Here is a 22796-nt window from a genome sequence, read left to right on the forward strand (position 1 = left end):
TTCTGCCCCGAGAGGCGATCCCGAGTACTGACGACCCCGCGTTCGGTCGGTCGACCGGCGGGAGCGACGACGGCCGGCGCCTCACGCCAGTCCCTGCACGCCGACTGTTCGCGTTCGCGTGGCAGGATGCGTACGGTCCGGATGCGTTTTATCGCGGTGAGTATGCCAATGAGTGATGGAGAGGGCCCGGTCCCGCCCGGATCACAGTCGGCCGACAACGCTACACAGGCATCGCCATCGGAGGTTTCGGTGTCGTCGCAGGCGCTCCCATACGTCGCTGCGCTGTTGACCGTCGTCGTCGCCGGACAACATCTGTTGCATCCTGAGGAGGGGCTGCTCGAACTGTTCGCGATCCTCTATACGAATCCGGCCTTCCTGCTGAGCGACCCACGCCCGCTCGCGTTCACGCTCTCCGGGACGGCCCTGCTCGTCGGGTTGTCGCTGAGTCGGAATGCACCCGACAGGCGACCGTACTACGTCGGTGGTATCGCCATCGCGGCGACGTTCCTGGTCGGCTACTTCGTGTGGCACTTCACCGGTCACGGTGGGTTCTTGCCCGGACGCGAACCGCTGCTTCACGGCCTCTCGCCGCTCGAAAACGTCCTTGCCCATCTCCGGTCCAGTGTTTGGGCGGTGACGACAAAAGCCAGCGAGATCGCACTCATAGCTGTACTCGCTGTGCTGTACTACCGGGAGTAGCATCACACCCCACCGCTCGGTTGTCGACCTGCGACGGGGCGGAAACTGGTGTGCAACCACGTTCCACGCCCGACACAGATTTTTTGAGTAGTCCCCGTTCTGCGGGCCTATGAGCGATGAACCTGAGACCAGAGAGTACGAGGTCGTGGTGGTGGGCGGCGGCCCCGCTGGGCAGACGGCAGCGATGTACAGCACCAGACTCGGACACCGGACGGCGCTCGTAGACCGGGGCGGCGGTCGCGCCGCGATGATGCAGGAAGTGCACAACCTGATCGGCGTCAGAGAGGAGACGAGCGGCCCCGAGTACCTCGGCGTCGGACGGGAGCAACTGGAGGAGTACGGCTGTGATATCCACCGCGATATGCTCACCTCCTGTGACCGAACCGCCGGTGGATCGCTCGAACTCCAGGGCAATCGCGCGGTGTATCGGGCCGAATACGTGGTCCTCGCCACCGGCCTCAACGACGTTCGACCCGACCCGCCGCTTCCCCGGACCGGTCGCGGACTGCACTACTGTCTCCACTGCGACGCGCATATGTTCGTCGACCAGCCGGTCTACGTGATGGGCTACGCGGAGAGCGCAGCCCACGTCGCGGGGATTATGTTGAACTTCACCGACGAGGTTGATTTGCTCACCCGCGGCCACGAACCGGAGTGGAGTGTCGAGACCGAACAGATGCTCGCTGACCACCCGATCGACGTGGTTCACGAGGACGTGGCCGGCGTCCAGAACGGCGCGGATGGCTGGTTGAAAGCGCTCGAATTCGAGGACGGAGCCGTTCGGGAGTACAAGGGTGGCTTCGCGATGTACGGCGCGGAGTACAACAACGGCCTCGCTCGCGAACTCGGCTGTGAGATCAACGACGACGGCTCAGTGGGCGTGGGCGATCACGGCGAGACGTCCGCCGATCGGGTGTACGCCGTCGGCGATCTGACGCCGGGGCACAATCAGGTCCCGATCGCGCTCGCGAATGGAGCAAAAGCGGGCATCGACATCCACTTCAAGTTGCGAGACTTCCCAAGAGAACCCGAGACTGTCGCGGCGGCCGGTCCGGTGCGATCCGAGGCGGTTCCCGGCATCCCCGACGAACTGCTCGAACAGGCCGTCGACTTCCACACCTACGACGAGTGAGGTCGCGCTTGCGTCGCTGTGCGGTCAGGCGGTCGCGACGATCGAAACGTAACTCACCTGCCCGGCTTCGACCGCGGCCTCGAGCTCGTCGATGGCGTCCAGCGCGCGCTGCCCCCGCTCGCCCAGCAGGCCGAGGACTCCCTCGTAGTCAACGCGGTCAGTCACCCGGTCGCGCAGTGCGAGGAGTTCGTCGTGGTGGTCGTCCACTGTCTTGACGTCGAACCCGGCGTCGCAGAGTCGGGCCAGGAATCGGTCGCGACTCCGCGCCCCGGTCAGACAGAGGGCCTCGGCCATCCGATCGGGGATCGCTGGCCCCTCGCCGTCGACCACGACGTCCGAGAGGGCGAGGCGGCCATCGGAGTCCAGAACGCGGTGAGCCTCCTCAAGCGCTGCCGGAACTTCGGTGAGACAGAAGACACACTCGGCGAGGAGGACGTCCATCGACCCATCCGCGACGGGGAGTGCCGTGGCGTCACCCCCGATCGCCCGATCAGCACTACGTGAGGGGTCGGGATCGATGCCGATCGCGGTGGCCCCACGCCGGCGGGCGACCGTCAGCGCGTGACCGGCACCGCAGCCGACGTCCAGCAGGCGCGTCTCGGAATCGACGTGGGCTCGATCGAGCAACTGCGCCGTCGCATCGGTGCCGCCGGGGTGCAGGGGGCCATCGAGGACGGTATCGAGTGTTCCCCACGGGTTCGCGAGCGCGGTGTCGAGCAGTCCGTCCATCAGTCACACCCGTCCCCGCACCCATCAGTTGGACACCCGCCGTCGGGGGCCGTCTCCTCGCTCTGGTAGGCCTCAGCGCTGTCACGCGCTCGGGGCGAGTCGTCGACGGCGTCCTTGCCACCCCAGTCGTGGCGATTCCGGAGGGCATACGCTCCGTCCCCTGTCGTCATATTGTGTCCGCAGAAGGGGACCAGGTCACCGTCAGTGGTGGGAACAGAGATACAACAGTTGCTCAGTCGGTCGAGATCCGCCGCGTCTGCGTCCATAAATCCGGTGAACGATACGGGAACGACCTCGTCGAACAGTCCCTCGACTCCGCCGGGAACGTCGACGCCACAGCAACCGGCGGTTTTGCACGCCCACTCCTCTCCCGCTGCGGTGCCGGCTAACAACTCCATATAATCGTCTTCGTCGACCATCCCCGATAGGGCGTCCCAGAGTTGGTCATCGACGTACTGCGTGAGTGGAACGAACTCGTCGGCGTCGGTGGACGTCTCCGCACAGTCACAGGCAGTCGATTCCTCGACGGCGTCGGCGGTTCCCGTCGGATCCGTCTCGCGCGGGACGAATGCGGTCCCGATCTGACAGTACGCCGAACAGCAGGGCGCGGGCAACATATCCCGGGGGTCGAGCGTCTCGATCTGCGTTGCCAGCAATCGGGTTGCCTCGTCGAGGGCGAATCGGCCGTCATCCTGCTCGTAGCGCCCGAAGTGCGCTACCGGTTGGAAGTTGACAGAACGGATGATGTCCCGGTTTTCGAGCGCGAATCGGACGATGTCTCCCATTTCGTGATCGTTGACGCCGGGGACGACCGTCGGAACCAACACCACCGGGAGGTCGGCGGCCCGACAGGCGTCGATTGCGGCGTGCTTCTCATCGACGAGATCCACCTCGCGGATCTGCTCGTACGTCTCACTCGTCAGACCGTCGAACTGCAGGTATATCGCCGTCACCCCGGCGTCCGCGAGTCGCTCCGCGTAGCCGTCCTCTGTCGCCAAGCGGATCCCGTTGGTGTTTACTTCGACGTGATCGATGCCCTTGTTCCGGGCGCGCTCGACGAGTTCGGGGAGGTCGTCTCTGACCGTCGGTTCGCCGCCAGAGAACTGGATCGGACGACCGCCGGCAGCGGCCACCGTCTCTAGGAGCGCTTCGATGTCCTCGTCGGACCGGTGAGCGCCGCCGGGACCGGAACTGGCGAAACAGTACGAACACGAGAGGTTGCAGTCCTCTGTCACCTCGACGACGGCCAGACACGCGTGGTCGGGATCGACGGTCAGGTCACCGTCGTACTCCGGGTTCGGACCGAACTCCGCGGCCCACTCCCAGTGGTCGAGTGACCCCCAGACCTGTCGGGTGGCCGTTCCGTGGTCGGGACATTCGCGGGTGAGAAAGACCCCGTCGCCGCGTGTCTCGTACTGCCCGGGAACCGCCTCGAGACAGTCCAGACAGAGACTCGTCGTCGTCGCAAGCGTGTCACTCTCTTGCACGTTTGTCAGAAAGCTTGATCCAAAATAAACGTACCGGGAGTGTGCAGCGGACGGACGATACCGGGCGTCGCTCCCGGGCGAAATCGATGCCACAGCGCCCAACGCTTATTTCGAGCGGTTCCCGACGATTCGTATGCCCCGAACAACAGCCCGCTGTCAGCCATCTGACCCTCCGGATGAATCACCGACGGCGCTCGCTCGGGACCTCCTCGTCGCCTGCAAGCGCGACGATGCGACCGACCAATACCGGAGTGCGCTCGCAGAACTCACCGACGACGAACTCCGTCGGGTCGGAGCCGACCGAGAGACTGCACTGGCGTTCTGGCTCAACTGCTATAACGCCGGCACACAACTCCTGCTGGAGGAGCGGCCGGGCCTCTACGAAAGCCCGCTCCGGTTCGTTCGGTTCTTTCACGCGCCGGCCGTGACAGTCGGGGACGTCTCGTTGCCGCTGGATCGTATCGAGAACGGCATCCTCCGGGGCGGCCGCTCGAAGTACGGATTGGGCTACCTCCCGAAGCTGTACGTCACCTCCTTCGAGCGACGGTACCGGCTCGACGGCTGTGACCCCCGGATCCACTTCGGGTTGAACTGTGGCGCGGAGAGTTGCCCGGCGATTCGCGCGTACGACCCGAATCGGATCGACGCGCAACTGGACCGAGCGACTCGCCACTACCTCGACTCGGAGGTAGAGTACGACTCGGACGCCGGTGTCGTCTCCGTCCCTCGCGTGTTCCTGTGGTTTCGCGGCGATTTCGGCGGGCGGTCCGGTATCCGCTCGTTCCTCCGCTCGTCCGGGGTGCTGCCGGAGGACGCTCAGCCGAAGATCCGTTATCGGTCGTGGGACTGGTCGAAAGCGGCCGGAAAGTACGCCGAGTAGCCACCCGCACGGTTTTGTCTCTCGGTCGCTATCTCTCGTGTATGGCCGCGAACGTGCGAGATTTCACGCTCCCGAACGTCTCCATCGGTCCGGACCCGTTCTCACTCGCTGAACTCCCCGACGACGTCTCCTTCGTCGTGCTCTTCTTCCAGCGGGATCACTACTGCACCAACTGTCGGCAGCAGGTCCAGACCCTCGCTGAGCGGATCGACGAGTTCCACGAGCGCGACGCCGAGGTCGTCTCGATCGTGCCGGAACCCGTCGACCGCGTCGAGTCGTGGCAGGAGACGTACGACCTGCCGTACCCGCTGCTGGCCGATCCGCAGACGGAGGCGGGTGACGCGTACGATCAGCCCGTGCGGTTCGGTATTCTCGGGACGTTCTCCGACTTCTTCGGTCGGATGCCGGAGGTCGTCATCGTTGACAGGCGCGGGGCGGAACCGGAGGTCGCGTACGTTCACAAGGGATCCTCGACGTTCGACAGGCCCGAGACTGACGACCTGCTCTCGGAGCTCGACGACCTCCGAAGCGCTGAGTGATTGCTCATCGGTGCTGTTGCGCGTCGGTATGCGGACGACGGTCCACAGCGTCGCATCGAATATGTGTCGCGAGTCCACTGGTCGCGGTGGCTACCTCACGCACCGGGCCTCAGTGGCGCAGCGAGAACGCTATCAGGAAATCTGCCACGAATGCAACGCCGCCGCGGTCGTCTGTGTCAATACGATGGACCGCCTTCGAGACCGAGGACTGCCGCGACGAGGCGAAGTATAATCAGTTACCGGATGCTCTCTTCACGGTACGGAGACCCACCGATCCACATATGATGCTGATTCAAGCCGTCGGGTTGCGAACCACTGGTCTAATTGCGCTCGTTATCCTCGTCGCGGGGGCGACAAACGGGCTTGCGGGGTTCGGATTCGCCCTCGTGGGGACCATGACGCTCGCGACAGTGCTCGACCCGGCGACGGCTGTCGTCTTTATGATCATCCCGATCTTTTCGGTGAACCTCTCGCTCGTCCGGGACCTCTCCGGACCGCAACTTCGCTCCTGTAGCCGGCGGTTCGGGCCGCTCATCGGAGCGGCACTCGTGGGAACAGTCATCGGGATGGTGGTTCTCGATACCCTTCCGAGCGGGCCCTTGCGAATCGGACTCGGGGCGTTGACGCTTGGGTTCGTCGGAACCGCACAGCGGCGTGTGTCGCTTCCGACGTGGTCCAGCGCCGGGGACGACCGGTTCAGCCACACCCGGACTGGGATGGTCGGCGTCGGCGGTGCTTCGGGACTGCTGTTCGGGGGGACGAACGTCGGCGTCCAGCTCATCGCCTATCTCCGGAGTTTCGACCTCTCTCACGGGCTGTTCGTCGGCGTGGTTGCCCTCGTGTTTCTCGGCCTCAACGGAGTCCGCGTCGCTGTGGCTGGCCTGTTTGGACTCTACCCGAGTCTGGCCGTTCTGGGAGCCTCCGTTGTCGCGGCACTGCCGGCCGTTCTCGGCGTCAGCGTGGGAAAACGTCTCCGGGCGACCGTGAGCGAGCGAATCCGGAGGTCCTTCGTTCTGGGACTGCTCACGGTCATCGGCGTTCGTCTCGTCGGCGGGGGACTCGGCGTTTTCTGATCCACGACTCGTGGCTCAGTCGTCAGTCACGTCGAGCGAGTAGATGCGTTGTCGGGCGTCGACAAACGAGATCTGCGATGTGACGAGGTCGTCTTCTTCGAGTTGTGTGAGCGCATATCGAACGGTCCGTGGTGGAAGAAGCGTCAAGTCGGCGAGTTCCGACTGTGTGCGGTCCCCCTCGTATTCGAGTGTTTTCACCACTAACTTCGCGCTCGGGGGCAGGTCATAGAGGGTGCTTGAGGTGTTCTGGGCAACGGACGGCTTATCCTGAATCATTACAAAACGCCACGGACGGAACCATCTTAATTCACCACCCTAGGTGCGATATGTTCACACAACCGTCGGCCCACTGACAGCTCCCGGCAGTTGGGGTAGCGGGAATCGCATCAACGAAAGTTGGGTCCTCTCCGCGGTGAAGGCGGACATCGTATGGCGATTTACAGGATCGAACGCACGCTATATAAAAATTAATTGAGTTACGAGTAAAAATTTCGGAACACTCAAGTGCGTCGGGGGCGAACTGATATATATGGGAATAGAAACAGTCGTCCTCGCCGTTCGCGAGCAAGATGACCTGACAGAGCAGCTCGCAGCAACCACCAGCGAAATCGCCGGCGCCTCGGACGCGGAAGTGGTCCTCGCAAACGTCTACGGCCGAGAAGAGTACGATCAGGCCAAAGAGGTCCTGAACTTCTCGCGCGATGGTGAAGTCACGCCGGACGTCATCGCCGAGCGGCACTCGAGAGTTCGCGACCTCACCGACGCTCTCTCGAAGGACAACATCTCGATCCGAACGCACGGTCGGCTGACCGACGACGCCTCCAAAGGCGAGCGCTTCGTCGAGCTCGCCGAAGAGGCCGACGCAGACCTCCTCGTGATCAGCGAGCAGGCCCGTTCGCCCGCTGGCAAAGCCCTCTTCAACTCGACAGCACAGGAAGTGCTGCTGAACGCGCCGTGTCCCGTGACGTTTGTCCGGGCCGAGTGACGCCCCCGCGTTCGCTTCCTGCACAATAATACTTAGTCGTCTCCTATGTAGAGACACATATGGAAACGGATTCACTGAAAGATACGCTCGAAGATGCAGGGCTATCGCCGTACCAGGCGGCGGTGTACGTTGCGCTTCTCGATCTGGGGACTGCGTCGGCGACCGAAATCGCCGACGCGAGTGACGTGCCGAAAGCGCGCGTGTACGATGTGATCGACGCCTTGGCCGAGCGTGAGTACATCGAGAAGTACGAACAGGGCACGCTGAGGGCACGAGCACATAGTCCCGCAGAAGTGCTCGGGGACCTCCGAGAACGGGCGAACCGACTCGAAACCGCGGCCGACGAGATCGAGGATCGATGGGAGCAGCCGCCGCTCGAAGAGTCGACTGCGAGCATCGTCAAGCAGTTCGAGACCGTCATCGACCGTGCGCGTCTGTTCATCGAGCAGGCCGAAGCGCGCGTGTACGTCTCTCTCACCCCGGAGCAACTCGAACAACTGCGCGAGCCGCTGAAAGAGGCCCACGAGCGCGGCGTCGCCGTTCACATCCTCATCCACACGGAATCGACCCGCGAACCGCCGGCGGCTGAATCGGTGTCGGATATCTGTCGGGAGGCACGGTACCGTGGACTTCCCGCCCCATTCGTTGCGTCGGTGGACCGACAGAGCGCATGCTTTTCGCACCACCCGGACGCATTCAACCAGTACGGTGTGCTCGTCAACGACGAGGAGTACACCTTCGTCTTCCACTGGTACTTTATGACGTGTCTGTGGGAGGTCGGGATGCAGATCCACACCGAGTCCGCCGAGACGCCACCGATCGAGTACGTGGACGTCCGTCAACTGGTGCGAGAGGGCCGGGCGCTGTTCGAGTCCGACGCCACCGTGACGGTTCGCGTCGAAGGAACCGACCTCTCGACGGGCGAAGCGCGGACGATTACGGGCACCGTCGAGGAAGTCCACTCCGTCGTCGGGAACGAGGAGTCCGATCCGCAGATCGCCGGACAGGTGATGTTCGTCGTCGATACCGGTGAGGAGCGGGTCAGCGTCGGCGGGTGGAATGCCGTTATCGAGGACATCGAAGCGTCGCGGGTCGTCATCATCAATATCGCGGACGCAGAGGACTCTCCGCCGTTACTGACAAACGGCGACACCGTCGAGTGATCGCAGACGGGAGCACGCTGCGGTTCGCCACTCGAAGCGAGTTATGGGACAAAAACAGCTTCACTACGGTCGAACAGGGTACCGCTGGCTGTGCCAACCAGCCGTTCTGCCTATTACCGCCATCTATGGCGAGACTCGGGAGTCCCTTTTGCCGAATGGTCTCCGCGCCGTCTATATCCGCGTTCGCAACCGCATCGCACTTCTCACACACTCCAGTCCGCGTTCAATACGCTGATCGTCATCGGTGCGTCCACGCGCCGAACACGACTTCGACGTACCACGTTCCGACACCAGTTCCACGTCGATGGGATACGCCGCCCGATACTATCTTGACATCGCCAGTGACCTCGGCTTCTACGTCATCACCGTCGGCGCGCTGTTCTCAAGGCTTTCGGCGACCGGTGCCACGATTACTTCGTTCATCGCACCGCTCACAGGCTGCTCAACTGTCGGGTTACTCACCCCGGATTCGATCGAGTGTAGACGGATTGAGTCAAAAGAACTACTTGCCAGACGCTGTTCCAAGGAACAACCGATAGGTGCCTCGCCTCTCTCCCTCGTCGTGATAGACCACTGTCTCCTCTACGGCGGCGAAGGATCCACCGTCCAGTGCGACTGTTGTGACGATATCATCGGTTTCGAAGGTCGTTTCGGGGGCAGTTTTCGTACTGAATATTCGAAGACCGTGGACCTCGGCATTGCGCGTGCGAAAGTGCTGTGCTCCGGGAACAGCCATCCGGTCTCCGTCGACACCGAGTTCGCTTGCGAAGCCACCGTCTGAAGCCGTCCAGGCACACTCCCCGTCCGGCGCGTACCCGGAGGCAGTGTGCTCACGGGGGTGCAGCGACGCAGTCTGGCGGCGCTCCGTCGAATACGTGTTCCCCGTGACGAAGACGGCCCCGTGCGCTGTCGCGTGCACATGGTTCGGATAGGCGTATAACGTTTCGTCATTGACCGCTGTTGGTGTCGCGAGGCCGACACACCACTCTTCGGCACCCCCGTCGTGGAGACGGTATCCACAGTAGTCACCGTGGCTCGCAACGATGACGCCGTCTTCGAGCAGCGAGACGTCACCGACGCGTCGATCACCGTCAGTCCCGGGGTCCCACTCGTATCGCTCGGCACCCGTTTCAGTGTCGAGGACGGCCAACCCGTGCTGGTGGGTCCCTGGACAGCGATTATACGCAACGGCCAAACGGCGAGGCTGATCGGAGATGCATCGGTATCGCGTCTCCAGACGATATCACCCGCCTCGTCGAACGCGTAGACGACACTAGTGAACGATCGACGGTCACCGTCGCGTTCGTAGCGACGAGACGCAACGTACAACTGATCTCCATCTGTTTCGATGTCTGCGACGAAGGGAAGGAAGAACCGAGACGATTTTTGCGGAGTTCCGATGTCCGTCGCTGTGGCGTACTGCCATCGAAGTTCGCCGGTCGCCTGGTCGTGGAATCTGATTGTTCCCTCCAGGCTGTGCTCGCCGACCACGACACCGCTGCCAGATGGCTCTGCTGCTACGACGGAGGTCATCTCGGTTCTCGTTTTTTTACGCCATCGCTCGTCAAGGGTCGCTCGGTCGTGAGCGACCACCTCTCCGGTTGCCGTTCCAGCGACCACTAGCTCACCGAGCAACGTGACTGCGGATCGTTTGCCCGCGTGTCGGGATCGAGCGGGCGGTGCGTCGCCGAGTCTGACCCCTCGCTGTTGCGGGGCGTTACTCATCGACGGGGAAGGTTTCGTGGAGGACGTCGTGTGCTTCACCTGACCCGCTAAGGACGCTTTCGCCTTGGTCTGTCAGTCGATGGACGGCTCGCTCCGCGTCGCGGACGGCCACTAATCGGCCACGCATATAGTCGTACTCTGGAGCGTCTGAATCGGTGGCAGCGATTTCCTCTTCGAGGTCAACGAGCGCCGCGTCGAGGTGGCGCTCAATCTCCGAGAGGGTCTCCGCGTTTGCTAGAGCCCCGATTGGGCCGTCCAGATGACCATCCAGTTCGGTCTCCGCGTGTTCGCGTGCGCTCCGGTCTTCGGTCCCGAGCACGTTCATCAGTCCGAGGCGTAGGGCTTCGATTTCGTAGCAGCTCATACTTATGATTACAGTGTTTGATCGACGATATCCGAAACAATGCGGTCCCGATCAAGGTGGGACGAGACGATTCGCTCAGCGTCCGTCTGGTCGACATCCCCGTACCAGATACCGTCGGGATAGATGGCGACCATAGGACCGTCGCCACAGCGGCCGAGACACGACGAACGCGTGATTCGGGCGTCACAGGCGTCGGAGTCACGGGCCTCCTGCCGCAACCGTTCTAGAACGGCCGGTGAGCCGTCGGCGGCACAGGTCTGATTCGTGCAGACCGCAACGTGTTTTTCCGGTGCGTCGTGTGCGTGGGGCTGAGCGTCCACGTCGTCACGATCTTCGTGAGATTCTTGATGCGTCAGCGCACGAAGCATCGCTCTCGCGCCGCCGACGTCCTCCTCGTACCCATCGAGTTCTACTTTGTATTTGCAGGTGTCACAGGACATATCCACGCTGTCGGTCCGAGCTTCCTGCCACCGATCACCGAGTACGTCCAGAATTCGGGTGTCGATCCCGAGCGGGTCACCCGCACCAGCGTCTACGTACGGATACTCGTCGTCGAACTCGGCGGCACCGTCACGGATGCGTCCAGTAAGCACACCGTCCCCGAGCATATATGGGAGGACCACCACGGCGTCCGGACGACTTTTCGCCACGGTATGGAGCGTCTCCTCGAGGCGCGGTTCGGTAATCCCGATAAACGACGTTTTGACGCGATCGAAGGAGCGCCCCTCGTACAGTAACCGGGCGAGTTTGTGTGCGTCGCTGTTCGCGTCGGGGTCGCTGGAGCCACGAGCACAGAGGACGACCGCGACGTCCGCTTCGTCACGATCGATCCCCAGTTCCGCTTCTACAGCCGCGGCTCGGTCGTCGAGAAGACCCACGAGTGCGGGATGGACCCCAAGATGTGCACCGTTGTGGATTGTGATCCCAGGGTGTTCCGAGCGGGCGTTCTGGACGGCCAGTGGTACGTCGTTCTTCACGTGGCTGGCTGCAAAGAGCGATAGCTGGACGACAGTGATTCGCGACACAGTTGAGGCGAGGCCTGCAATGGCGTCGGGAATCGTCGGTTGTGCGAGCTCGAGGAACCCTACGTCGACCGGGACGCCAAGTCGCTCTTCCAGATCGGCGGCAAGCGTGCGAACCTGTTCGTTCGACTCCTCGCGGCGGGAGCCGTGTCCGACCAGCAGCACCGCTTCGTCGTCGAGCCCGATCGAGGTCGCTTTCGCGTTCGTGGTCATCGGGAGAGTTCACCCACCTCGCTACTCGTTGCGCGTTCGACGCTCCGGCGAAGTTTCTGCCGCCGCTCCATCGAGTACAGTCCCGACCCGTCGCTACCAGCGTACACCCATCGTGCAAACGCCTCTGTGTCCGCATCATCGCCCAGACCGAACCAGTAGCCACCGGCCGACGTCTCGGAGAGCTCGTCGGCCGGAACGCGGGGATCAGTGGACTCGAGGAGCGACTGAATCGTCCGGAGCAGGGCCTCGCCGTCGTGGACGAACGAGACACCGACGGACCCTTCGGACTCCCGGAAACAGACGGTGCCGCAAGCCTCAAGCAATCCACGAACGAGCTGTGGACGGTGCTCTGAGAACGTGTCGAACCGATATCCACCACCCTGTCCCTCGATGGGGAGTCCGAGCGCGGCACTTGCGCGGTCGGCAAGCATCCCGAATACCTGTAATTTATATTCGTCTTCGAAGCGAACGATCGAGGCGTCGTGCGCCGACTCCCGAGCGGCGATTCGATGGTCGTGGTCCGTTCGACCGGCGCCGGCGATTGCCGCGAGCGCGTCGGCCGACGTCTCGTCCGCCGTCCGAACAGTCACACAGTCCTGGGTCAGTTTACCACCACCGGCTACGCGCCCCCAAAAGTATGCCGTGGCCGGTGTCGAGGTGAGTAGATCCTCGACGGGATCGGGCGTCGTAGATTGTCGATTCGCGTCACTCATCGTCTTTCTCCGTCAGCACCTCGATCGCGTCGACCGGGCAGGCGCGGGCCGCTTGTTCAGCCGATTTCAGCCGCTCGTCGGTGAAGGTCACGAGCTGCTTTTCGTTCACGTCGCGCTCCTGCTGACCACTGTCGTCGCTCTCGTCGATGATCGCTACCCCATCCGAGGCCTCAATAAAGCGGTCGTCCCGGACGAGACAAGCGAACACGCCGTCACAGGCACCACGATCGAGCCGCACCTGGTACTCAGTAGTCATACTTGGACTCGTATCCCCGTGGGGTCACCATCCGATCGTCCCAGACGTACGTCTCCTCGTTTCCGACGAGGACCGTTGTCGTCATATCGATGAGGTCCGTCTCGCCGAGGTCCTCGAGCTCGCCGAGCTCGACGATCTCGACCTCCTCGTCGTCGCGGCCCGCCCCGTGGACAACCCCGACGGGCGTGTCGGACGCGCGGTGTTCCAAGAGAATCTCACAACACTTCCGGAAGTTCTCCCGGCGCTTTCGGCTCCAGGGATTGTAGATCGCGATCGTGAAGCCCTCCTTAGCTGCCGCGTGGAGCCGCGACTCGATGGTCGGCATCGACGTCAGGTGGTCCGACAGGGAGAGACTGACCGTGTCGTTCACGAGCGGTGCGCCCAACCGCGCGCCGCAGGACTGGGCTGCGGGGACGCCGGGAACGACCTCGAAGTCGACCATACTCGCGGTCGCGCCTTTCGACTCAAGTATCTCCAGGGCCAGACCGGCCAGCGCGTAGACGTTCGGATCGCCGCTTCCGATGATGGCGACGTCGGTACCCGCGAGTGCGCGGTCGATCGCTTCCTCTGTGCGAGACACCTCGCCACACATCGGCGTGTCGTACAGTTCCTCTGCCGACTCCGTGACTTCTTCTGGCAGGAGTTCAATGTACGTGGTGTACCCGACGATATGCTCTGCGTCGAGCAGCGCCCCCCGGGCACGCTGGGTCATCCCCTCCGGCTGTCCAGGACCTAAGCCAACGGCGACGAGTCGTCCGGGATCCGCCTCGAAGTCGTCGACAGTAGACCCGACCTTCTCTTCGGTTGCCGACTTCTTCGAACTGCCGCATCCAGCACTCGACGACGTCGTGGATCCGCCACACGTCGACGTGCTCTCATCAGCGTCTGTCGCCGTTCCGGCCGCGCTCGTAACGCCACCGTCGGTCTCGGCGTCCGGCGTCGACCCTCCGCATTTCGACCCCGGTTTGGTGTCAGTCGCAGTTTCACCCGCGTTCGACTCGCCGCTCGCGCCGCAGTTGGTTTCGGTGTCTGTGCTCGTCTCAGTAGTGGTGTCGTCAGTGCTCATTGTCAGAAATCGTCGACGTCACGCCCGCCGCGCGGGGTGACGAGGTGGTTGCCGTAGTCGTTCTCCCAGACCGCCGTCTCGTGGTTGCCGATCAGAATGGACGTCCCCATCCCGCCGACCTCGTCGTCGTGGTCGTTCGCCTCGCCGAGGGTGGTGATGGTGTGTGTCTCGTCGTCCAGATTTCGACCTGCGTCGCCGCGGCCGGCGTCGTTGAAAATGCCGACCGGTACGTCGTCGGCTCGCTCCTCGCGAACCACGTCGATCGCGCGCTGATAGTCACGCCAGCAGTTGTAGAGGACGATGACGAACCCACTGATCGCCGCGGCTCGCAGTTTCTCTTCGATCTCGTCCCATCCGCGCCACTTGTCGGACAGCGAGACCGTACAGAAGTCGTTCGACAGCGGTGCGCCGAGGTTCGCCGCGCCACCGAGTGCCGCCGTTACGCCGGGGACGACCTCGATGGGCACGTCGTATGCCTCGTCCGCTTCGGCCATCGTGTACAGGAGGTCGCTCTTCCCGTAAACGTTCGGATCGCCGCCAGAAACGTGGGCAACGTCTTCGCCCGCCCGGACGCGCTGGAACGCCTCACGAGCCAGTTCGACTTGCTTCCCCATCGTCGACCGGATGAGAGTCTGGCGGCTTCCCCCTGGCCGTTCGAGGACGGGTCCGGACTCATTTCCCGCGGAAGTCCCCCCGTCAGGTGCTGCTTCCACCTCAGCGTTTTCCGGAGGGAGCGTTCCGTCGCGACGGAGGAACTCCTGATAGAGGTTCGACGCGATGACGCAGTCGGCGGTGGTGATGACGTCCTTGGCCCGCTGCGTCATTGCGTGGGGCAGTCCGGGGCCGATGCCAACGACGAAAAGGGTCCCCATCCCGTTGGCGGCGGTATCTCTGCTACCCATATTACTGCCCTACTGCGACTGTCACGGCGTCGTCGAACCGCTCTTTCTTCCGGGCGAGGTCGTGCTCTCGGCCGCCGGCAATAGCCGACGCTTCAGCGATACCCGGCCAGCCGATGAGTTCCTTCGATCGGGAGGGTGATGGCCCCTCGAACTGTTCCAGCGTTTCCCTCTCGAAGAGAACGAGCCCCGTACCGATCTCTTGGGCTGCCTCGTAGAGTCCTTCTTCACCATTCTTTCGGGTGCCGGTCGCGACGAACTCCACGTCCGAGAACTCCAGATCCAGGTCGTCAAGGACAGCCTCCCAGGCATCGAGTATCTGCGCTTTCTTCACTCCCGAGACGGTCCCGGTCCCGAGGACGACACCGGGTTCACCGTTGCGCTTGAGAACGGTCACGTCGTCACCGACGAGGACCGCTCGAGGGCCGTCGAGCCGGGCCACCGGACCGAGTTCATCGTTCAACACGGCGAGGTTCGTCGCGACCGTCGAATCGCCGTTGACGACGTGAGTGTCCAGCGCCTTTGCCTTGCTCTCGACGCCCTGCTCTCCCGCAGCCTCGCTCGCCGTTGTCATCGCCGGGACTGCGCCCAACTGTGAGAGGTCGTGGGCGACCTGATTCGCACCGTGGTGGCCACCCGTGATCGGGATTGCCCACGTGAGTTCCTCATCGACGACGACGATAGCGGGATCGTCCCACTTGTCATCGAGGAGGGGTGCAGTCTTGCGCATCGCGATACCCGAAGCCATCAGCCCAACGAAGCAATCGTACTCGCCCCAGTGTTCCGCGAACACGTCGCCGTGGTACTCGATGATCTCCACGCGCTCGTAGCCGTCGCCGATTCCCGCCTCGATTTCGTGGGCGGTGTCGAGTTTTCGCTCGAAGCTGATAATCGCAATCTCTTCGGCCACCTCGCCGTCCGAGTCCGGCGTCGCACAGTGGCCGCCCGATTCACCTGATTCCGGTTCGTTCGTGTCAGTACTCATAAATTAGTCGTCTGCTTCGCTCTCAGTGGAACTGCGGTTCGCCCAGTCACCGTACAGATAGGAACGCTCATATCCCGCCTTTCGTGCCGCATCGCCGATGATGACGAGTGCGGACGCACGGTAGCCGGCTGCCTCCAGACGCTCGCCGATCGTTTCGATGGTCCCCTCGATCACTTCCTCGTCCGGCCACGAGGCGTGATAAACCACGGTAACCGGCGTTCCCGGGTCGTGGCCGTCGTCGAGAAGACGGTCCATTGTCTCGCCGACCGCGTGGGTGCCGAGGTACACACAGGTCGTCACGTCGCCCATCTCGACGAACTCGCCGATGTGGTCGTCCTCGGGGTCGAGGGTCTTCCCCCGGGGGCGAGTGAAAGCGACGTGGTTAGCCACGCCGTTGAGCGTGAGTTGAGTTCGGAGCGTCGCGCTGGCTGCGAACGCCGAGGTCACGCCCGGAATGATGTAGGTCGGAACCCCCTCGTGTTCCAGAGCGTCCATCTGCTCCAGCGCGGCTCCGTAGATTGCCGGGTCGCCGCTGTGGAGGCGGACGACGGCTCGCCCCGCCTCGTAGGCGTCTCGCATCAACGGCACCAGTTCCTCCAGGTCCTTGCCGATGCTCGACACCTGTTCGGCGCCCGCACAGTATTCCGCAAGCAGTTCACTGTTGACCAGCGATCCGGCGTGGACGACGAGATCTGCTGCCTCGACCAGCTCTTTACCGGTGACAGTGAGGAGCCCTGGATCACCGGGACCGGCGCCGATGAACGGGATACCCTCCTGTCTCTCGCCAGCAGCTTTCTCCTCGATCCGGGAGTCTCGCTCCGCCGCCCGGGTCGCCGCCGCTGCGTTGATGACGTCCTGCGGGTCGGTCATCGCGGCAGGACCCCTGGGATTTCGTCGCCGCAGGCTTCACTTTCAGCGCGCTCCATCGACATAGTATTATTCCGAAATTCATCCCCGGACCACGGCTCTGAGGCAGGCTGCGCTCCCTCGTCGGCTTTCACCCTCGCTCCGGTACCAGAGCGGCTCTTGGATTCGGCTTCTTCGAAGAGCGCAGTCGCCGGCTCCGAGTCGAGATTGCGTTTCTCCGCGTAAGCCAGCGTATAGTAGTCTCGTTCGTTCAACGCCCCGGGATCGTCAGTCACGACTGTCTCGCCCTGCTCCATATACAGTCGGCGGCCGTAGACCACGTCGTAACCGGCGTCGACGAGCCGTTCGTGGGTCGTCGGCACATCAGTGACTTTGAACAGAATCATCCGATCTGGCCCGATCGGGGCTGCACCACGAGCGGCCTCCTGAAGCGTGAGACTCGCTCCGGAAGCGATCTCGATGCCCAGAGCCGTGGTGAAGGCCGTTACAGCGCTCACCCCGGGAACGACTTCGATATCGACATCAGCGTGAAACGCAGAGAGCGTTCGCCGCAAGTGCCCAAACGTCGAATAGACGTTCGGATCGCCGAGCGTAACGAATGCCACCGTTCCATCGCGAGCACGCGGTGCGATCTCTTCAGCAGCCTCGCGCCACGCTCGGCGAAGTTCGTCCTCGTCGCGAGTCATCGGAAAGTCAACATCACCGATTCGATCTCCGGGGATGTGTTCGGTCGCAACCGAACGAGAGAGGCGTCCCGGCGAGTAGACGACGTCCGCCGCGTCGAGGACGTGACGTCCGCGTACGGTTACGAGGTCGGCGGTCCCGGGTCCAAGTCCGATACCGTAGAGAGTCACCGCCGCCCTCCGTCAGTGGCGACCGCATCGGTTCCGCCCACCAGCATATACACCGGGTTGTCGGAATTGAAACTCGTCGCGCCAGCGAGTTCGTATCCGTGGCTCACCTGGAATTGGACGACCTCCGCTAAGAGGTCCCGCTTGCGGAACGCTTCGGTGGCGGCTCCAGCGACTTCGAGCCGCGAAACGTTCATTACGACGCGGTCGGTACGGATTTCGGCTGCGTGGTCGAGGACCGCCGCGTAGTTCCGACTGCCGCCGATGAACAGGACATCCGTGTCGTCGGGTAACCCCTCAGGAGCTTCGGCTTCCCGAAGCTCAACGTCCCCGGTGACGTCGTTGGCAGCGAGATTTTTTCTGGTAGTTTCGAGTCGCTCTGCGTTTCGTTCGAGTGCCGTGACCCGACCCGCGCGCCGCGCCGCCCCGATTGTGACGGCGCCGGTGCACGAACCGACCTCGACGAAGTGGTCGGTCGGCCCGAGATCGAGTTTGCTGAGAAGGACAGCCCTGACCTCCGATTTCGTTGGACCGGCCTTCGCGTCGTGTGGGAGCGATACCTGTGCCATCACCGAATACAATCGTCGTGATACGTAAAACAATTTTGGTTGTTCTAGAAAAATCTAAGTTGAATAAGTCGCCGAAGAGAATAGATCTACCCAAGTTCACGCGTTCTAAGCCAAAGTTACTTTACTCCGCAGTCCAGAAAACAGGTAATGGCGAACAACGCGGTCGATCCCGAGGAATTCGGCGTTCTCCAGAGCAAACGAAACGCCACTCGATATCAAATCCTCGTCCAGATCGCAGAGCGACAACCCGCAGTAAACCAACAGGAGATAGCTGATGCCATCGGGATTACTGCCCAGGCTGTGAGCGATTACCTCCAAGATCTTGTTGAACACGAATACGTTAACAAGCACGGTCGTGGCCGATACGAGGTAACCAAAGAAGGAGTCGACTGGCTGATTTCGCAGACTGATGAGCTGCGCCAATTCATCGAACACGTTTCTGAAGACGTCATCGGACAGGTCGAGATCGAAACTGCCATTTCGACGACAGAAATCAGTGAGGGGGAGACGGTTTCACTGACGATGCAGGACGGCGTTCTGCGGGCTATGTCTGGTGGAAGCGGGAGTGCAACTGCAGTTGCAGTAACGAACGCGGAAGCAGGACAGGATGTTGGAATCACGAATTTCGACGGAGTCGTTGATTACGACTTGGGTTCGGTGACTATCGTCTCGATTCCGCGGGTTCAAAACGGTGGGAGTTCGGCAGTGGATTCGGACAGAATCGCTGAGATGGCTGAAGACCACGATCTAATAGCGATCGGTGGAGCCGAGGCGATTGCCGTCGCGGGGGCGGCTAACCTCGAACCTGACATTCGTTTCGGAAGCGCGTCTGCTGTTCAAGAAGCAACTGCGAAGGGACTCGACATACTGCTTCTATCTTCGACAGATTTGCTCTCGGCACACACCGACAAACTCCGGGATCAGAATCTCAGCTATGAGGTCGTAGACGTGGCGGATACATAACACTTCCAACCATCGGATCTTCAATACATTACGCACAGCGCGCGCACCCTCCCAGTTCAGGGGCTGATCAAGTATCACGGCCGGAGATACCCAGCGTTGAATATCTCGTCCCACGGTCTGATTTCAGTCCGCACGGCATCTCGAAGGCGCGGACGATAGTCGTTCTCTGGGCACGAGGCCGACATATGTCGCGCTGACAGTTTCTCAATCGACGATGAGGGGCACGAACGGGCCAAAACCCTGCAATTAAACTCGAACGCGAGTACGAAGTCGCCGGTTAATTAGCTCACTCCCGACAGATTCGTTCGCTTCGTTCACTCTCCTGAGGTACTTATACTCGCTGACACTCGTGCAACTCCCTTTGGGTTCATCGGACCTCACTACACACAACATTTTCAGCACGGAGGCCTCTCTGTCGATAATGTCAAAAATCAGGGTGAATCGACGCACTGGTGCGTCGGAGTAACGATGCCAAGAGCTGATGCAGTACACGCGTCGACAACTGACAGAGGCGAGAGTCCTTCGTGGCAGTGGGCCACTGCGCTTGCCGTCCAGCCGGTACTGACGACGGGAGTTTTTGTCGGTACTCTCTTATTCGGTTTCGTCAGTACTACTACGACAGCGCTCGCTCTACCAGAATACCGTCCGTTGGTTCCCGGAGCGGCGACTCTTGCGTTCCTTGGATTGGCCTATCTCTATACACCAATCTACGTTGTGGGGCTGGCGCTGGATCGACGGTCCGTGCGAGCGACCGAGGGGGTGTGGGATCCATCGAGGTCAGTCCTGCTGGGGGGTGGTATCCAGATCATATACTTCACCGTCCCGATAGTGCAGGCCTACGGGGGTGAGACGTTCGAGGAGTTGGTGTTCGGCTCGGTTGAATTCGCGGCGCTTCTGTGCACTGGGGTTATTACGATCCGGTATCTGGCTGTCCGCGACAGCAACCTACCTGAATCCCCCGCGCTCGTCTCGCTGTGGTCCGGCGTGTGGTCCCGTGTCACTCGTGAATGACAGTTTCTACAGCACGGTCTCTGACAAACGCTCCCTCGCCACGGCTCGGTATGCCACTACTTGTGGTGTTCACCGTTTCAGGCCCGGGACTCGACGCGGTGCTGGGAGCCGTCTGGATACTGGGTACGGATGTGAGTATAGTAGCGTTTGCAACTGATTACACAGCCGATCGCACGCTGTCGTCCGATCGAGTGAGCGAAGACTCGCAAACACAACTGTAGCTATCAGTGCGCCAGCGACAACCCGTTTCCTGAACGACTATATATGATGAATCGGACACCCTCGTCGCGGCTAGCGTCCAGCGTAGTGGCGGTCTAGCCGCTGTTTCACGGCTGTGGAGACCAGTCTCGTAGCTCTTGCTGCCCAACGCTTCCTGTCGGGGTCGTTGCCAGGGGGTGGCGTCAGGATGGCAACGGATCTGATATAGATGTATCAGTCGAGTCGGTTACCGGGTCCGGGGCTGGTATCCGAACGGCGACGACTGATGCCTCGGTGAGGCTCTCTACTCCTCACACTGGATTCAACAGCACTCTTATGCTCAGTTAGTATCCCAACTGCGGCCGGGGTTCCTCTGTTTTCAATCGGAGGAGAATGTCGAGAGGATAGATAAGCCTGTCCTCCGCATTGACCCCTCTCGCTCGGTTTCGTGTGGTGGGCTCTCAAGCGCGAGTGGGTCGACCCCCGACGAATCCATAGCATCCCACCGGTAACTCCGCTTCAAACGACATAGAACACATCCAGCAGACGGCCACTTTCCTCCGGTGCACGCACCGCGGTCGGGACCTCGTTTACCCGTTACGGATGTTCCGAAACGATCGAATAGAGTCTCAGCGCTGATTTTGTTTTCATTCTCCAGTTCATATCGCCTCGAGGAATGTGTCGAAGGCCCCGCTTGCGGGGTGGACGTGACAGTACGTTCCGAGCGCCTCGTACTCGTAGAGTCCGTCCTGACTGTCTTCGATGCCGTCACCCCGCTCGACATCGAACGCAAACTGACCATCACTAGCGACGTCAGCACTCGAATAATGGAACTCGTGGCCCCGCAAGGACCGCCCCGCGCCGGCGGTAAGTGTACTCTCCCGAGCGCGGAGCTCGACGTGATCGAGTGCCTGATACCGGTCGTGCATCTGCACATCCGCAGGGAGAACCCCCGACATTCGGTAGGTGTCGCCTTCGACGGTAGTCAACGTCTCGGCGAGCGCCATCAACCCACCACACTCGCCGACGATTGGGCACTCATCGGCCGCTGTGGTGTCGAGTTGTCGCATCGCGGGACTGTTCTCCAGCGTGGCAGCGTGCAGTTCGGGATACCCTCCCGGAAGATAGACCCCGTCACAGTCTGGGAGTTCATCTCCCGCTGTCGGCGCGAATGTGACCACGTTCGCACGCTCACGAAGGCGCTCGATAGTCGCAGGATAGTAGAAACAGAACGCCTCGTCTCGAGCGACCGCAACTCGCTTGTCCATCCCCGGCTGGACTGTTTCTTGATTGAGGCGTGGGGGTGTGCGCGCAATATCAACAAGCCGTTCAGCACGGATGTGTTCGGCAGCATCATCGAGGACCTTGGGGCCGAGCGGGGATTCGTCTCCCATATGTAGCCCAAGATGACGATCAGGAATCTCGAAACCGTCGCGAGGGGGGACTCGCCCCAAGTACGCCAGACCGTCCGGCAGTGCGTTGCGAATCCCTCGCTCGTGGCGTCCGCTATGAGCGCGTTGCGCGACAACACCTGCGACATCGACGTCGGTGTCGGTATGTTCGCTGTATCGCTGAAACCCGAGCGCAGTCGCGGCGACACTTTCCATCCCAGCTTTTGCATCGACGACAAGGACGACAGGGAGGTCGAGTGACTCGGCAATCATAGCGGTACTGGACCCGTCACCATCGTACAATCCCATCACGCCCTCCACGACACACACGTCGCCGTCGCCTCGGTAGTAGTTCCGTCGGAGCCCATCTTCGCCCTGAAGCCAGCAGTCAAGTGTCCGCGAGGGCCGACCGGCCACACGTTCGTGGTGGCTGGGATCGATGAAATCGGGACCGGCTTTGGCTGGTTGGACGGTGTATCCTCGCTCTTGCAGCGCTCGAATGACCGCGAGCGTGGCCACGGTCTTCCCGACGCCCGAACGGGTTCCACCAATGACGATGCCTTTCATACGCTTGCAGTAACGTCGTTTCCGAATTCGTCACCGACCGTGACTGTCGGAGCCGCGGTTGATCTGGCCAGACCGGCGTCGACAACAAGCAGGTCGAACTCACGAAATTCGCGGACGGCACGAGTGCTGACCGCTGGCGTTGGGCAGCCCGTTAAGCTAACCGGAACGGCTGGGGCTTGGAGTTGATGACCGTATTCGACGATTTCGAGATCTGCGCCGAGCGTATGGACTATCGCGTCAGGATCGGCCCCTGCCGTTCGAATCCCAGTTATATGTGCTGTATCTGTGTCATTTTCGGCGGGGACGACGCTCATTGTCTGCCGTTGAATCATCACCGCTGAACCCCTTCTCCGTCGGTTGCAACTGGGCGTCGTGTTCGGGTCAATTGAGCCTCGAACGAGGCTTCCGACGCACCGCCGTCGCCAGCGAGCGCACGCTGCTTTTCCACC

24 protein-coding genes and 2 pseudogenes are annotated in these 22796 nt (G+C 61.9%); 9 read left to right on the forward strand and 17 right to left on the reverse strand.

Features of this window, described 5'->3' with window-relative positions; translation table 11 throughout:
* The first annotated feature begins 168 nt into the window (after window positions 1–168).
* Together ABEI27_RS03800 and ABEI27_RS03805 are read left to right on the forward strand one after the other, a co-directional pair.
* Window positions 169–699 carry a hypothetical protein gene (locus ABEI27_RS03800; RefSeq protein ID WP_375798082.1) on the forward strand — a complete coding sequence of 177 codons (531 nt, stop codon included), beginning with the start codon at window positions 169–171 and terminating at the stop codon, window positions 697–699.
* A gap of 109 nt (window positions 700–808) precedes the next feature.
* The gene (locus tag ABEI27_RS03805) at window positions 809–1831 is read left to right on the forward strand and encodes an NAD(P)/FAD-dependent oxidoreductase (protein WP_375798083.1); all 1023 of its coding nucleotides are present in this window, start codon (window positions 809–811) and stop codon (window positions 1829–1831) included.
* 24 nt (window positions 1832–1855) lie between these two features.
* On the opposite strand, the gene ABEI27_RS03810 is transcribed toward ABEI27_RS03805, so the two are convergent.
* Complete coding sequence (locus tag ABEI27_RS03810) at window positions 1856–2560, reverse strand: methyltransferase domain-containing protein (RefSeq protein ID WP_375798084.1); 705 nt, start codon at window positions 2558–2560, stop codon at window positions 1856–1858.
* Window positions 2560–4047, reverse strand: a complete 1488-nt coding sequence (locus tag ABEI27_RS03815; protein WP_375798085.1) for a radical SAM protein — start codon at window positions 4045–4047, stop codon at window positions 2560–2562. Before ABEI27_RS03815 ends, ABEI27_RS03810 begins: the two co-directional genes overlap by 1 nt.
* 133 nt (window positions 4048–4180) lie before the next feature.
* On the opposite strand from ABEI27_RS03815, the gene ABEI27_RS03820 reads away from it, so the two are divergent.
* The 3 genes from ABEI27_RS03820 (at window position 4181) to ABEI27_RS03830 (ending at window position 6539) form a co-directional block, all read left to right on the forward strand.
* Window positions 4181–4927 (forward strand): DUF547 domain-containing protein, encoded by a 747-nt coding sequence (locus ABEI27_RS03820; protein ID WP_375798086.1) that lies wholly within the window; start codon window positions 4181–4183, stop codon window positions 4925–4927.
* A 41-nt stretch (window positions 4928–4968) separates the two neighbouring features.
* Window positions 4969–5466, forward strand: a complete 498-nt coding sequence (locus ABEI27_RS03825) for a peroxiredoxin family protein (RefSeq protein ID WP_375798087.1) — start codon at window positions 4969–4971, stop codon at window positions 5464–5466.
* Window positions 5467–5750: 284 nt separating this feature from the next.
* On the forward strand, window positions 5751–6539 hold the full coding sequence (locus tag ABEI27_RS03830; protein ID WP_375798109.1) for a sulfite exporter TauE/SafE family protein: 789 nt from the start codon (window positions 5751–5753) through the stop codon (window positions 6537–6539).
* Window positions 6540–6554: 15 nt separating this feature from the next.
* Here the strand turns inward: ABEI27_RS03830 and ABEI27_RS03835 are convergent, their stop codons facing one another.
* Entirely contained in the window at window positions 6555–6815 is a 261-nt protein-coding gene (locus tag ABEI27_RS03835) for a MarR family transcriptional regulator (RefSeq protein WP_375798088.1), read from the reverse strand.
* Between the two features lie 253 nt (window positions 6816–7068).
* Between ABEI27_RS03835 and ABEI27_RS03840 the strand changes: the two genes are divergently transcribed.
* Together ABEI27_RS03840 and ABEI27_RS03845 are read left to right on the forward strand one after the other, a co-directional pair.
* Window positions 7069–7524: a universal stress protein gene (locus ABEI27_RS03840; RefSeq protein ID WP_375798089.1), complete on the forward strand. Its 456-nt coding sequence runs from the start codon at window positions 7069–7071 to the stop codon at window positions 7522–7524.
* A gap of 59 nt (window positions 7525–7583) precedes the next feature.
* Window positions 7584–8687 (forward strand): TrmB family transcriptional regulator, encoded by a 1104-nt coding sequence (locus ABEI27_RS03845; RefSeq protein ID WP_375798090.1) that lies wholly within the window; start codon window positions 7584–7586, stop codon window positions 8685–8687.
* 41 nt (window positions 8688–8728) lie between these two features.
* On the opposite strand, the pseudogene ABEI27_RS03850 reads toward ABEI27_RS03845, so the two are convergent.
* From ABEI27_RS03850 to cbiT, 12 genes and pseudogenes are all read right to left on the reverse strand, one after another.
* A pseudogene (locus ABEI27_RS03850) lies at window positions 8729–9011 on the reverse strand (zinc ribbon domain-containing protein); the annotation flags it as partial.
* Window positions 9012–9189: 178 nt separating this feature from the next.
* A pseudogene (locus tag ABEI27_RS03855) lies at window positions 9190–10412 on the reverse strand (PQQ-binding-like beta-propeller repeat protein).
* The gene (locus ABEI27_RS03860) at window positions 10405–10776 is read right to left on the reverse strand and encodes a DUF3209 family protein (RefSeq protein ID WP_375798091.1); all 372 of its coding nucleotides are present in this window, start codon (window positions 10774–10776) and stop codon (window positions 10405–10407) included. Before ABEI27_RS03860 ends, ABEI27_RS03855 begins: the two are co-directional and overlap by 8 nt.
* Before the next feature lie 8 nt (window positions 10777–10784).
* Window positions 10785–12011, reverse strand: coding sequence for a CbiX/SirB N-terminal domain-containing protein (locus ABEI27_RS03865; RefSeq protein ID WP_375798092.1), 1227 nt, complete (start codon window positions 12009–12011; stop codon window positions 10785–10787).
* The gene (locus ABEI27_RS03870; RefSeq protein ID WP_375798093.1) at window positions 12008–12724 is read right to left on the reverse strand and encodes a cobalamin biosynthesis protein; all 717 of its coding nucleotides are present in this window, start codon (window positions 12722–12724) and stop codon (window positions 12008–12010) included. Before ABEI27_RS03870 ends, ABEI27_RS03865 begins: the two co-directional genes overlap by 4 nt.
* Window positions 12717–12980, reverse strand: coding sequence for a ferredoxin (locus ABEI27_RS03875; protein ID WP_375798094.1), 264 nt, complete (start codon window positions 12978–12980; stop codon window positions 12717–12719). The genes ABEI27_RS03870 and ABEI27_RS03875 overlap by 8 nt, the downstream gene beginning before the upstream one ends.
* A complete protein-coding gene (cobJ, locus tag ABEI27_RS03880; protein ID WP_375798095.1) occupies window positions 12970–14046 on the reverse strand; it encodes a precorrin-3B C(17)-methyltransferase in 1077 nt (358 codons plus the stop codon). Before cobJ ends, ABEI27_RS03875 begins: the two co-directional genes overlap by 11 nt.
* 2 nt (window positions 14047–14048) lie before the next feature.
* Window positions 14049–14948: a precorrin-3B C(17)-methyltransferase gene (locus ABEI27_RS03885; protein ID WP_375798096.1), complete on the reverse strand. Its 900-nt coding sequence runs from the start codon at window positions 14946–14948 to the stop codon at window positions 14049–14051.
* Between the two features lies 1 nt (window position 14949).
* Entirely contained in the window at window positions 14950–15930 is a 981-nt protein-coding gene (gene cbiG / locus ABEI27_RS03890; protein WP_375798097.1) for a cobalt-precorrin 5A hydrolase, read from the reverse strand.
* A 3-nt stretch (window positions 15931–15933) separates the two neighbouring features.
* A complete protein-coding gene (locus tag ABEI27_RS03895) occupies window positions 15934–16800 on the reverse strand; it encodes a cobalt-precorrin-4/precorrin-4 C(11)-methyltransferase (RefSeq protein WP_375798098.1) in 867 nt (288 codons plus the stop codon).
* Window positions 16797–17651 (reverse strand): cobalt-factor II C(20)-methyltransferase, encoded by an 855-nt coding sequence (locus ABEI27_RS03900; protein ID WP_375798099.1) that lies wholly within the window; start codon window positions 17649–17651, stop codon window positions 16797–16799. The genes ABEI27_RS03895 and ABEI27_RS03900 overlap by 4 nt, the downstream gene beginning before the upstream one ends.
* The gene (cbiT, locus tag ABEI27_RS03905; RefSeq protein ID WP_375798100.1) at window positions 17648–18217 is read right to left on the reverse strand and encodes a precorrin-6Y C5,15-methyltransferase (decarboxylating) subunit CbiT; all 570 of its coding nucleotides are present in this window, start codon (window positions 18215–18217) and stop codon (window positions 17648–17650) included. Before cbiT ends, ABEI27_RS03900 begins: the two co-directional genes overlap by 4 nt.
* Before the next feature lie 147 nt (window positions 18218–18364).
* Here cbiT and ABEI27_RS03910 point away from each other — a divergent pair, with 147 nt between their 5' ends.
* Both ABEI27_RS03910 and ABEI27_RS03915 read left to right on the forward strand, forming a co-directional pair.
* Window positions 18365–19180: a MarR family transcriptional regulator gene (locus ABEI27_RS03910; RefSeq protein ID WP_375798101.1), complete on the forward strand. Its 816-nt coding sequence runs from the start codon at window positions 18365–18367 to the stop codon at window positions 19178–19180.
* Window positions 19181–19648: 468 nt separating this feature from the next.
* The gene (locus tag ABEI27_RS03915) at window positions 19649–20191 is read left to right on the forward strand and encodes a hypothetical protein (protein ID WP_375798102.1); all 543 of its coding nucleotides are present in this window, start codon (window positions 19649–19651) and stop codon (window positions 20189–20191) included.
* Between the two features lie 857 nt (window positions 20192–21048).
* Here the strand turns inward: ABEI27_RS03915 and ABEI27_RS03920 are convergent.
* Together ABEI27_RS03920 and ABEI27_RS03925 are read right to left on the reverse strand one after the other, a co-directional pair.
* Entirely contained in the window at window positions 21049–22347 is a 1299-nt protein-coding gene (locus ABEI27_RS03920) for a cobyrinic acid a,c-diamide synthase (RefSeq protein ID WP_375798103.1), read from the reverse strand.
* On the reverse strand, window positions 22344–22661 hold the full coding sequence (locus ABEI27_RS03925) for a hypothetical protein (RefSeq protein ID WP_375798104.1): 318 nt from the start codon (window positions 22659–22661) through the stop codon (window positions 22344–22346). Before ABEI27_RS03925 ends, ABEI27_RS03920 begins: the two co-directional genes overlap by 4 nt.
* Window positions 22662–22796: the final 135 nt, after the last annotated feature.

The organism is Halobellus sp. (assembly GCF_042218505.1).
Classification (GTDB): Archaea; Halobacteriota; Halobacteria; order Halobacteriales; family Haloferacaceae; genus Haloquadratum.